Origin of the sequence: Posidoniimonas corsicana (assembly GCF_007859765.1) — a bacterium.
In the GTDB taxonomy this organism is placed as follows: domain Bacteria; phylum Planctomycetota; class Planctomycetia; order Pirellulales; family Lacipirellulaceae; genus Posidoniimonas; species Posidoniimonas corsicana.
The window spans coordinates 1,051,394-1,063,546 of the sequence record NZ_SIHJ01000001.1 but is presented as its reverse complement, the minus strand read 5'-3'; the positions used below and the strand labels follow the sequence as shown (position 1 = coordinate 1,063,546).

The following is a 12,153-nucleotide window of genomic DNA, read 5'->3' as shown; positions in this document are numbered from 1 at the left end:
CTCGCGCAGCATCCATGGCCCGTCCTGGCGGACTCCAGCCCATGCTGTATGGTTGAGGTGAGTCCTGGGCGAAGGGCACGCCTTTTGCTCCCTTCCCGACTTTCTCTGGAATACTCCCCAAATCCCTGTCGGGCCGTGAGTCATCTTCCTCTCGGCGACCGAGCGAGCAGCCAAGCCTGCCTTACGTCCTCAAAATGGAAAACAGCCTAGAGATTGTGGAAGCTCCTGAATCCCCTAGCGTCTCGGACCAATTCGAGCCGGCGCCGCTGCCGTTCACGCGGCCCGGCAAGCTCAAGGTAACCCTGATCAGCCTCCACGGACTGATCCGCGCCCACGACCCGCAGCTTGGGTACGACGCCGACACCGGCGGGCAGATCAAGTACGTGCTCGAACTGGCGCGCTGCCTGGCCAACCAGCCCCAGGTCGGCGGTGTCGAGTTGATGACCCGTCAGATCATCGATCCGTCGATCGACGACTCTTACGCCCAGCTCGAGGAGCCGATCTGCGACGGAGCGAAGATCGTGCGGATCCCCTTCGGTCCCAAGCGGTACCTAAAGAAGGAGTCGCTGTGGCCGTACATCGACATATTCGTCGATCAGGCGCTGCAGCACTTCAAGCGGCGCGGGCTGCCGGCCATCATTCACGGCCACTACGCCGACGCGGGGCTCGCCGGTGCGCAGCTCGCGCGACTGCTGCACATTCCCTTTGTGTTTACGGGGCACTCGCTGGGCAGGGTGAAGAAGCAGCGATTGTCGCTCGGCAAGGGGCCGTCCGACTCGCTGGAATCGAAGTACAAATTCAACGCGCGCGTCGAGGCCGAGGAGACCGCCCTCGAAACCGCTGCGATGATTGTCACTAGCACCAACCAAGAGGTGCAGCAGCAGTACGAGATCTACGACCACTACGTCCCCTCGCGGATGGAGGTGATCCCACCCGGCGTCGACCTCCAAGCGTTCTGGCCCGCCGGGGAGGACTGGGAGCGGCCCGCGATCGCCGACGAGCTCGATCGGTTCCTGACCGAGCCCGACAAGCCCATCATCCTCACGCTGGCGAGGCCGGACGAGCGGAAGAACCTTGAGAAGCTCGTGCAGGTGTACGGCGAGAGCCCGGACCTGCAGGAGAAGGCCAACCTGGTGCTCATCCTTGGCACGCGCGACGACATCCGCGACCTGCCCAAGCCGCAGCAGCAAGTGCTTACGAATATCCTGCACGCCATCGACCGGTACGACCTGTACGGCAAGGTCGCCTACCCGAAGACGCACGCCACCGGCGACGTTCCCGACCTGTACCGCCTGGCCGCCAAGTCGAAGGGCGTGTTTATCAATCCTGCGCTGACCGAGCCCTTTGGCCTGACGCTGCTCGAGGCGGGCGCCACGGGGTTGCCCATCATCGCCACCAACGACGGCGGCCCCCAGGACATCATCGCCAACTGCCGCAATGGGCTGCTGGTCGACCCGCTGGACGGCGGCGCCATTGAGCGGGCCCTGCTGCGGTCGCTGACCGAGCCAGAGCTGTGGGAGGAGTGGTCCGCTAACGGAGTGAAAGGGGCCCGCGAGCACTACTCGTGGGACAAGCACGCCAGCCGCTACCTGCGTGACCTGACCGATATCCTCAACCACTCGCCTCCGCCGCTGCTGTCCCGCAAGTCGGCCTCTCGGCGGCTGCCGGAGTTCGACCGGCTGATCATCACCGATCTCGACAACACCCTGACCGGGGACGACGAGTCGCTGCGGCAGTTCATCGACCTGATGCAGGAGAACGACCACGTCGGGCTCGGGATCGACACGGGCCGCACGCTGGACAGCGCGATGGGCCTGATCGAGGAGCTCCACCTGCCCCGCCCCGACCTGATCGTGACCGACTGCGGCACCCGGCTCCACTACGGCGAGCACCTTACGCCCGACCGCAGCTGGGGACGCGCGATCGGCTACGCCTGGAACTGCCAGGCGGTGCGCAACGTGCTGGACGAGCTGCCCGGGCTGTACCCGCAGGACGAGAGCCACCAGTCGGAATTCAAGATCAGCTACGAGGTGGACCCGGCCGTCGCCCCCAAGATCAGTGTAATCAAGAAAACCCTCCGAGAGGCGGGGCTGCGTGCTAAGGTTATCATGTCCTTGGGCATGTACCTGGATGTGATCCCCGTGCGCGGCGGCAGCGACATGTCGATGCGGCACATCCTGTGGAAGTGGAGCTTCGCGCCTGAGGACGTGCTGGTCGCCGGCGACTCCGGCAACGACGCCGGCATGCTGCTGGGGCGGTCGCTGGGGATCGTGGTCGGGAACCACAGCTCGGAGCTGAACCGCCTGAAGAATCGGCCCAGGATCTACTTCGCCAAGGCGGAGCACGCCGCGGGAATCCTTGAGGGGATTGAGTACTACAACTTTTTGGATCAGCTAGTCATCCCCAATGACAGGATTGAATAACAACGGCGCCCTCGATGAGATCTCCTTCAAGGCAGACCTGACCCTACAGCGGCTGCGTCCGCGGCTGGAAGAGCACTGGCGGCGGACCTCGATGGACGAGGCCGACCGGCGGTCGTTCGACAACCGCCTGGCCGAGCACTGGCCGCTGCTGTTCAAGCTGCTGTACCGCCTGTACGGGGATCGCTACGACTTCTTCTACCACATCGAGCGGGTGCTGCTGACCGCCGCCGGAGCCTGGGCCGACCGCTCGGACCGGCTCCGCGAGACCGACCTGCACCGCGTCAACGACCCCTCCTGGTTCCTGTCCGAGGGCGTGGTCGGCGGGGCGATCTACGTCGACCTGTTCAGCGAGAACCTCGGTCGGCTCCGCGAGCAGGTGCCGTACTTCAAGTCGCTGGGCCTAACCTACCTGCACCTGATGCCGCTGTTCGCCGTCCGCCCCGGCGACAACGACGGCGGCTACGCCATCAGCAACTACCGGTCGGTCGACCCGCGGCTCGGCACCATCGACGACCTCCGCCTGCTGGCCGAGGAGCTGCACGCCAACGGCATCTCGCTGGTCCTCGACTTCGTATTCAACCACACCGCCGACGACCACGAGTGGGCCCAACTGGCGCAGGCCGGCAGCCGCGAGCACCAGGAGTTCTACTACCTGTTCCCGGACCGCACCGAGCCCGACCGCTATGAGCAGTCGCTCCGCGAGGTGTTCCCCACCGTCCGCCGTGGCAACTTTACCTGGCACGACGGCATGCAGCAGTGGGTCTGGACCACCTTCAACAACTTCCAGTGGGACCTGAACTACAGCAACCCCGCCGTGTTCCGGGCGATGCTGGAAGAGATGTTCTTCATCGCCAACACGGGCGTAGACATCCTGCGGCTGGACGCGGTCGCGTTCATCTGGAAGCGGCTGGGCACGAACTGCGAGAACCAGCCCGAGGCCCACATGCTAATCCAGGCGTTCAACCGCCTGGCGCGGATCGCGACGCCCGGCCTGCTGTTCAAGTCCGAAGCGATCGTCCACCCCGACGAGGTTGTCCGTTACATCAGCCCCAAGGAGTGCCAGATCTCCTACAACCCGACGCTCATGGCGTTGCTGTGGGAGTCGCTCGCGACGCGGAGGGTGAGGCTGCTCAGGCAGACGCTTTCGCACCGGCACAAGTTGCCCGAGCAGACCTCGTGGGTCAACTACCTCCGCTGCCACGACGACATCGGCTGGACCTTCGACGACGCCGACGCCGCAGCGATCGGGGTCAACGCGTACGACCACCGCCGGTTCCTCAACGACTTCTACACCGGGCAGTTCCCGGGCTCGTTCGCCCGTGGGGTCCCGTTCCAGGAGAACCCGCAGACCGGCGACATGCGGATCTCCGGCACGATGGCGTCGCTCGCGGGCCTGGAGCAGGCCATCGACGAAGACGACGAAGAAAAGAAGGAACTCGCCCTCAAGCGGATGCTGCTGCTGCACGGCGTGACGCTCAGCATCGGCGGCATCCCCCTGCTCTACCTGGGCGAGGAGTGGGGCATGCTGAACGACTACGAGTTCGCCAATGACCCCGCCAAGGCGGGCGACACCCGCTGGATCCACCGCCCCAAGATGCAGTGGGAGTTCCTCGACGAGCTGGACGACCACATCGCGTCGGGGAACGGCTCGATCCGCACCCGCATCTTCACGACCATGCAGCGGATGATTAAGCTGCGCAAGGAGTCGCCGGCCCTGTCGGGGCAGGCCATGGACCTGATCGGCACCTCAAACGACCACGTGCTAGGGTACGTGCGTCGATTCGAGGGGCACCGCCTGGTGGTGCTGGCCAATTTCTCCGAAGAGGAGCAGGTGATCGACGGCAACAAGCTCCGCACCGCGGCGATCGGCAGGTTCTTCCAGGACGAGATCTCCGGCGCCACCTACCCCACCAGCGACCCGATGCGGCTGGGCGCCTACCAGATCCTCTGGCTCAAGAGCGTCTGACGCCCCGCCCTCCGTCGCCGCCCCCACCCTACCGAAGGACCCGGATGTCCACCCAACACCGCCGCGTGCTCGCCACGGATCTCGACGGCACCCTCATCCCCCTCGACGGCGATGAGCAAAACCCGCACGACCTCGGCGTCTTGGCCGACCAGCTGCGCACCCACGATGTCAGCCTGGTGTTCGTCACCGGGCGGCACTTCGAGTCGGCCTTCGGCGCGATTGAGCAGTTCGGCCTGCCGGCGCCCGAGACCATCGTGTGCGACGTTGGTACTTCCATCTTCCACCGCGAGGCCGACGGGCAGTTTGCCCCGGTCGCCGCGTACGCGGACCACCTGGGAGGGCTGATCGCGCCGCTGCCGATCGCCGAACTCCGTGAGCGGTTGTCCCCGGTCGCTGGGCTGCGGGTCCAGGAGGACGAGAAGCAGGGTCCATTCAAGCTGAGCTACTACTCCGACGCCGATCAGCTAGAGCGGCTCGCCGACCAGGTGCAGAAGCGGCTCGACGAGTTGGGCGCGCCCTACTCGCTGATCCACAGCGTCGACCCCTTCAACAACGACGGGCTGCTCGACCTCTTGCCGCGCGGCGTGTCGAAGGCCCACGCCCTCGAGTGGTGGATCGACCGGTGCGGGTGGAGCGACCAGGCCGTGGTGTTCTGCGGCGATTCCGGCAACGACTACGCGGCCCTGACCGCCGGCTACAACGCGGTGGTGGTTGCCAACGCGGACCGCCAGCTCGCCCGCCGCGTGCACGACGCGCACCGGGCCGCGGGCTGGACCAACCGGCTGCGGCTGGCGTCGGGAACCGCCAGCAGCGGCGTGCTGGAGGGCGCTCGTTGGTTTGGCTTGATCGACCCCGGGCCCCCGCCCGCCGACGCCATCGGCGCTGTGCCGGTGACCTCTTCCACGGCGTCGTTCCGCGTGTGGGCGCCGACGCACGAGACCGTCGGTGTGCAACTGGACGGCGGCCAGCGGTTCGAGCTCACCAAGGAGCCCGACGGCTGCTTCGCCGGCGTTGGTCCCGCCGCACCGGGCGACAAGTACCAGTACCTGCTGCACGGCCAGACCGCGCGACCCGACCCGGTTTCGCGCCGGCAGCCGGAAGGCGTGCACGGGCCGTCGGAGGTGGTCGACGCTAATGCGTTCGCGTGGACCGACCAGACCTGGACCGGCGTCGACAAACGCGACCTCGTGATCTACGAGATGCACCCCGGCGCGTTCACCGAAGAAGGGACCCTGCGGTCGGCGATCGCGCGGCTGCCGGAACTGGTCGACCTCGGCGTGACCGCGGTCGAGGTGATGCCGGTGGCCCAGTCACCCGGCAAGTGGAACTGGGGCTACGACGGCGTCAACCTGTACGCGGTCACGCACAACTACGGCGCCCCCGACGACTTCCGGGCATTTGTCGACGCGTGCCACGCCGCCGGCTTGGCGGTGATCCTGGACGTGGTCTACAACCACCTGGGCCCCGAGGGCAACTACCTGTCGGAGTTCGCTCCGTACTTCTCACGCAAGCACCACACGCCGTGGGGCGCCGCTCTCAACTACGACGGCCGCCGCAGCGAGCACGTGCGGCGGTTTGTCGTCGAGAACGCGCTGTACTGGCTCCGCGACCTGCACCTCGACGGCCTGCGGCTGGACGCGGTGCACTTCATGCACGACGACAGCCAGCACACCATCCTCGACGAGATCCGCGTCGCGGTGGCGGACTTCGAGCAGAGTGCCGGCCGCGCCGTGCACCTGATCGGCGAGTCGAACGTGTACGACGAGCGGCTGCTGGCCAGCGTCGGCGGCCTGAAGGGCTACGACGCCATCTGGTCCGACTGCCTGATGCACTCGATCTACACGCACGCCTCGCCCGACTTCAAGCTCACCAACCGCGAGTACCACGGCGCCCACAACCTCCGCGAGGCGCTCGACCACGGCTACCTGTACGAGAGCAGCCAGTACGTGCGCGTCGCCCGCGAGGCCCTGGGCGGCGACCTGCCCGACCGCTCCTACCTTCCATCGCTGGTCACCGCGCTGCAGACGCACGACTCGGTCGGCAACCACCCGGAGGGCAAGCGGATCCACCAGCTGGCGTCCAAGGAGTACCAGCGCTCGGCCGCCGCGCTGATGCTGCTGTACCCCAGCATCCCGCTGCTGTTCATGGGAGAGGAGTCGGCCGTGGACGCGCCGTTCCCGTTCTTCGCCGACTTCCACGACCGCCGCCTGCGTCGGGCCGTCGACAAGGGCCGCATGGCCGAGTACCCCCACCACGACTGGAAGGGCGCGCCGCTGCCGTCGGAACGCCAGTCGTTCCGCATGGCCAAGTGCCACGACCCGAGTCTGCAGGACCAGGCGATGCGCGACTGGTACCGCCAGCTGCTCGCGCTCCGCAAGCAGGGCCTGGCCGCCGGCTGGCTGACGCCCGAGGCCATGTCCTGCGCCCACGACGACTCGTCGCACGTGTTCCGCCTGCAGTACGACAGCCCTGCCGGCGGACCGACCGTGCTGGCCCGGCTCACGCCGAACCACCAGCCGGCCGACCCCATCGAGCTGCCCATCGACGGCCGCGTCACCCACTCCTCGCTGCCGCTGGACAGCGAATCCGCAGGCCGCGTACGACTGGCGCCGAACCATGCCGTGATAGTTAGCCGGTAGGGAGGGCGTCAGCATCGGCCGAGGTGGTCCGTCCGTGTGCCAATCACGACGCTGAGTAGGGGTTGGCCGTCTCAGTTACCAATTACCAATCCCGTCCTGGCTGGCGAGAAAAAGTGCCGTTGTTTCACTCCGAGGCGTCTTTGTCCCTCTCTAAGTGGCAGAGATAGACACCGATTACGATTAGAGGCGCGCTCTTGCGACGGAGGTTGGGCACACCTCGGCGAGTTGTGAGCGGGTGCAACTCAGGTCGGGTGATCCAGCCGCTGTGGCTTACGCGGAACTGTTTCCTACGCGGTGACGGCGTTGACGTATATGCTGGGTGCCACTGTTCGCCTTGCCCGCAGTGGATCCCGGGTACCCGCTTCGCACTGCTGGCGAGCCAACCGTGGCATCCGGCGTCGGATCGTCAAACACACCCTCGGCTGGCTCAACCACTCACGCCGACTCGCCGAGTGCTTCGAGCGGACTGTGCAGAGCGAAGATGCCTTCATCCATGTCGCCATGATCCACCTCATAGCCGATCGCCTCGCCTGAGCGAATTACTAGACAGCCCCCTTAGTAATCCTCGAAGAGTTGCACTTCACTTGGCTTAATGACCGCTGGTAGCTTCTTCTTCTTCGCCTCTTTGATGACCTTCTTCGCGTCAACCGCGGCCCTGAGCGGCGTCGAGCTAATCCACGAGCTGTTCCAGATCGGCTCGGACTCGCCATTGGCAAGCTTGCACAGAGGTTCGCGGTAGGACTGGCCTGTCCCGCTGTGCAGCGTTGCTCGCTGTAGCCAGATCTCTAGATAGCCAGTGTTCGGGACGCTCCCGAACTTTCGTAGCGTGCGATCAACTACGGCTTGTTTCTCTGCTGTCGTACTGACCAGGCTGAGCAGCTTGCTCAGAATCGCCATAGTCGTGGGCTGCGTCTTAGGACTGTGGAAGGCTATGTCGATAACGATGCTAATCAGAGCCTGCAGGCTGTAAGGGGGTTCAGCCCACTTATCTACCCGGTTCAGATACTGCGCCAAGGCAGTCTGGAGACTGCCCGAGTTGGGGTAACGCATGCCGTGGTTGCGAATCAGAAGCAGGTGTTTCTCGGCATTGCGGTCACCCTTGATGGAGGCGTTCCATTCCTGCTTGTCCTTCTTGACTGAGCCCGCTATGACGTCGGTGTCGATTTTGGTCTTCTGTGAGTTAAGCTTGAACCCTAGATCGACTAGCGATTCCGCGATGCACTTCAGGATCGCTTCGCCGACCACCACGCTTTCCGCAAAGATGCGGTAGTCGTCGCGATATCGCAGGATCTGGTAGTCCTGGATCCCAGCTGTCTGAATGGCTTCGGCGATTTGCAGATCCGCGTAGCCGAGGACCATCTCGGCGATAAAGTCCATCAGGACAGAGCCCTGTGGGATGCCGTTGGTCTGGCCTTGCCTCATGTCTTGGATGCCACTATCGATTACGTTCCCAAGCAGACTGAAGTCGCGTCGTTTCAGCTTTGCGACGCGTTTGGTGTGAAGCGCCCATGCGATCGAGTGGGTGTACATTGCCCCGTAGCAATCACTGATGTCTGCGTGAATCAAGACGCCGTAGTCGAGTGACAACTCGATCGAGCGTTGCTCGATTGCTTGCCACCATTTGAGGATCTGCTCGGCCTTGTCCCGCTTCTTCGAACGCGACTGGACGGGCAAGCTCATCGCAGCGATTCGGTCAGGCTGACTGAAGTCAGCGAACCGCTGCTTGATGGCATCCCAATTCGCCGATTCGGTGATTTGATGGACCAGATCGACGTAGAGCACAGGGTGGCAGAGTTGGATGGGCCTCCATGCAAACCGACCATCTTTGTTGCTGAGAATCGTGTGGCTCGCGTCGTCCAGATCGCGAGGGTCGGAAGAACGCAGCCCCCGGAGGTCCTTCCCAACAAGCTCTCTTGACACGCCCTGTAGTAAGCTGTCGAAACTGAAGTAGCCTGGAAGATCGAAGTTGCAGTAACTGTCGTGCTTCAAGAAGAAGGCGCGAGCTTCCGAGGCCGACAGGTCAAGAACCGAGCGGCTCGATGGCTTACTCTTCCTGGCGTCTTTTCCGGCTGCCTTCTTCTTCGCCACTACACCGCCTCCCCGACCACTTGTTCCGCCGCCGCCACGCTCGGCCCGACGCTCAGGAGCTTCGGCAGCCGCGTGTTGCGGAGGCCGGCTCGGTGACATTGCTAGCTTGCCAGCAGTGTGAGGCGGGTACCCAACACGCACTGCCAGACGGTCGCAACGCAATCCTAGTCGATTAGCTCAACTTCACTAGACTACCGTTTGCAAACTGAGCGAGGTTGCATCGTCCGCGGTGCCGTAGAGCGACAGCGAACTGGCCGGGGTTGTCACAACCGCCGTAGAGTCGTCCCTTTAGTAAGGGGCGTTAGCGCCGCTAACCTTCGGCAAATCTAGCGGTTCTGAAGCCAATCAGCTTCACCGTCCTGAGCACCATAGAGCTAACTCGTCTTGCTCTACCGGCGCACCTCTCACGCACAAAGCGGGGCGTAGATGCGCCGCTTCACCCCCCTCAGCGTTCTGTCCGATGCGTTCTGTCCAAAAACACGAGCGGAGGGGACAAAACTCGGGGCGCATTGCGGCCCTGACTAGTTGTAACTGCTTTTGTAATAGTGGGTTAGGCAAGTGCCTCCAGTGGGGCCGCAGGGGTTTTGTCCGATCTTGGCTGGCCAATAGCGGACAGAACCAAATCGGACAGAACCCACGGCTCAACGCGAAGCGTTCGGCCGTTGGGGTCCGACGCCTGTTGGTTGCCGTTGGCGCGTAGCAATCCACCAGTATTGGACCGCGCCGGGTGGCCGTTTTCTACGAGAAACTGGGGAGCGAATCCCTGCTCGCTTCAGCAGCCGCGACCCCGTTAGCTGCCGCGGCCCGTCAACTTCCCCGGTACGTTGAGTACCCGAACGGCGAGAGCAGCAGCGGCACGTGGTAGTGGCCCCCCTCGGGGTCGAAGCAGAACTCGATCTCCACCCGCGGGAAGAACGAGTCGCGGCCCTGGGCGGTGAAGTAGGCGGCGGTCTCGAAGCGGAGCACGTACACGCCCTCGTCGGCGCCGCCGGGCGGCAGCAGGTCGGTGATGCGGCCGTCGGCGTTAGTGGCGGCGGACGCCAGCTCCTGGCGCGCGCCGCCTTCGGTGACCAGCAGCAGCTGCACCTTCACGCCCGCGGCGGGCCGGCCGGTGGAGGTGTCGAGCACGTGGGTGGTGATGGGGCTCATGCGGAGTGGTTGGTTGGGGGCGAGAGTTTTTCAAGCCGCAGCATCGTGATCTTCCGCTGCTCCCGCGCGGCGATCCCAAACTCGTCGGCGGGCGGGTTGGTGAGCCGATCTTCGAGAATCTCGAGCATCTCGGCCGCGGACTTCCCGGATGCGCAGACGATGAAGGTCTTGCCAAACCGCTGCTCGTACTCCTTGTTAGCATCGGCCAGGCGCCGCAGCGTCGGTTCGTCGGCTTCCGCGGCGCCTGCCTGCTCGCCCGCGGACCAGCGGCTGTTGCCCGCGTACTTCATCCGCATCGAGTCCAGGTCGCCGATCCGGGGGTGGCTCTCAAACGCCTCGACCCAGGCGGAGGTCGGCATCGCGTTGAAAACGAGTTCGGCCGCGTGCGTCACCGCGGCGGCGTCGGCGAACGGCCGGGCGGCGGCCATCTTGTTGGCCCAGAACTTGGCGCCGCAGCACGCCTTCAGCTCCTTGGCGGCGTCCGTATCGTCGAGCTGGTTCAGCCACTTGATGACGCTGGGGCTCACAGCAGCCGCCCCCTTCCCGCTTGCGCGGGCGCGCCGCGGAGCAAAGTCTTGAGCACCTGGCCCCGCAGCTCACGGCCCTCGTACGGCGTCAGCGGGTGGCGGTGCAGCAGGTCGGCGCCGCGCACGGTGAACGTGGCCTCGGGGTCGAGCAGCACGAGGTTGGCGTCGGCGCCCTCGCGCAGGCCGGCCGGCAGGCCGACGAGCTCGGCCGGCCGGTCGCACAACCACCGCACAACGTCGCTGAGCGAGAAGCCGCGCGCGGCGGCCTCGGTCCAGACGACCGGCAGCATGAGCTGCAGCGAACTGACGCCGCCCCACGCCTCTTCGAAGTCGCCGCTGGCTTGCTGCTTCAATTCTGGCGGGCAGGGCGAGTGGTCCGACGCGACGAAGTCGATCACGCCGGACGCCAACCCGCCCCACAGCGCGTCGCGGTTGGCGGCGTGCCGGATCGGCGGCGCGCACTTGAACTGCGTCGCCCCGTCGGGGATCTCCTCGGCGGCGAACGCCAGGTAGTGCGGGCAGGTCTCAACCGTGAGGGGCAGGCCCTCCTCCTTCGCCTCCTGCAGCAGCGGCAGGCAGGCGGCGTCCGCCAGGTGGACAATGTGTGTGCGGCAGCCGTACTCCCGGCAGAGGCCGATCAGCAGCTCGATCGCCGCCCGCTCGAACCTGCCGGGCCGGGTGGCGGCGTACTGCTGGTAGCTGCGCGGGTCGTCGGGCGGTTCGACCGGCGACTCGATCTCGGCGTGCGCCAGCAGCACCGAGCCCCGCTCGGCGATCACCGGCATCGCGGCCCGCAGGTCCGATTCGGTCGCGGCGGGGAACTCGTCGATCCCGCTGTGGCAGAGGAACGCCTTGACGCCCAGCACGCCCGCGTCGAGCAGCCCCGGGAGCTCGCTCGCGCTGCCGGCGACCAGCCCGGCGTAGAAGCCCACGTCCACGCTCAGCTGGCCCGCGGCCGCGCGGCGCTTGGCCTCTAGCGCATCGACGCTGGTGGTGACCGGCGAGCTATTGAGCGGCATGTCGACCAACGTGGTGACGCCGCCGGCCGCGGCCGCGGCGGTCCCGGTGGCGAAGCCCTCCCAGTCGGTGCGTCCCGGCTCGTTGAGGTGCACGTGCGTGTCGACCAGCCCGGGCAGGATCGCGATGTCGCCCAGCTCCCGCACAGTTGAGGCGGTGGGTGGGTCGTCGTAAGGGTCGATCGCGGCAATGGAACCGCCGCGCACCACCACCGTCGCGGACAGCTCCCCTGCGGGCGTCACCACCCGACGGCTGCGGAACGCGAGGTTGGCGGGTTCGCTGGGCGAGGCTGGCACGGTGGGTCCAAATGGCTATGTTGGTGGGGTCCCCCAACTGTAACACGA

7 protein-coding genes are annotated in these 12,153 nt (G+C 65.6%); 3 read left to right on the top strand and 4 right to left on the bottom strand.

All coding sequences use genetic code 11. The annotated features are described in order from the left end of the window. The first annotated feature begins 194 nt into the window (after nucleotides 1-194). From KOR34_RS03990 to treZ, 3 genes are read left to right on the top strand one after another with little or no spacing between them, the layout of a single operon-like run. Nucleotides 195-2,423 carry an HAD-IIB family hydrolase gene (locus tag KOR34_RS03990; protein ID WP_146562421.1) on the top strand — a complete coding sequence of 743 codons (2,229 nt, stop codon included), beginning with the start codon at nucleotides 195-197 and terminating at the stop codon, nucleotides 2,421-2,423. Beyond that, on the top strand, nucleotides 2,407-4,389 hold the full coding sequence (locus KOR34_RS03985; RefSeq protein ID WP_146562419.1) for an amylosucrase: 1,983 nt from the start codon (nucleotides 2,407-2,409) through the stop codon (nucleotides 4,387-4,389). The genes KOR34_RS03990 and KOR34_RS03985 overlap by 17 nt, the downstream gene beginning before the upstream one ends. A gap of 44 nt (nucleotides 4,390-4,433) precedes the next feature. Beyond that, on the top strand, nucleotides 4,434-7,028 hold the full coding sequence (gene treZ / locus KOR34_RS03980; protein ID WP_146562417.1) for a malto-oligosyltrehalose trehalohydrolase: 2,595 nt from the start codon (nucleotides 4,434-4,436) through the stop codon (nucleotides 7,026-7,028). Nucleotides 7,029-7,583: 555 nt separating this feature from the next. On the opposite strand, the gene KOR34_RS03970 is transcribed toward treZ, so the two are convergent. The 4 genes from KOR34_RS03970 to allB form a co-directional block, all read right to left on the bottom strand. Then, nucleotides 7,584-9,116: an RNA-directed DNA polymerase gene (locus tag KOR34_RS03970; RefSeq protein WP_197531121.1), complete on the bottom strand. Its 1,533-nt coding sequence runs from the start codon at nucleotides 9,114-9,116 to the stop codon at nucleotides 7,584-7,586. 807 nt (nucleotides 9,117-9,923) lie between these two features. Next, nucleotides 9,924-10,265, bottom strand: a complete 342-nt coding sequence (gene uraH / locus KOR34_RS03965) for a hydroxyisourate hydrolase (RefSeq protein WP_146562411.1) — start codon at nucleotides 10,263-10,265, stop codon at nucleotides 9,924-9,926. After that, nucleotides 10,262-10,792 carry a 2-oxo-4-hydroxy-4-carboxy-5-ureidoimidazoline decarboxylase gene (gene uraD / locus KOR34_RS03960; protein WP_146562410.1) on the bottom strand — a complete coding sequence of 177 codons (531 nt, stop codon included), beginning with the start codon at nucleotides 10,790-10,792 and terminating at the stop codon, nucleotides 10,262-10,264. Before uraD ends, uraH begins: the two co-directional genes overlap by 4 nt. Further along, entirely contained in the window at nucleotides 10,789-12,105 is a 1,317-nt protein-coding gene (allB, locus tag KOR34_RS03955) for an allantoinase AllB (protein WP_146562408.1), read from the bottom strand. The genes uraD and allB overlap by 4 nt, the downstream gene beginning before the upstream one ends. Nucleotides 12,106-12,153: the final 48 nt, after the last annotated feature.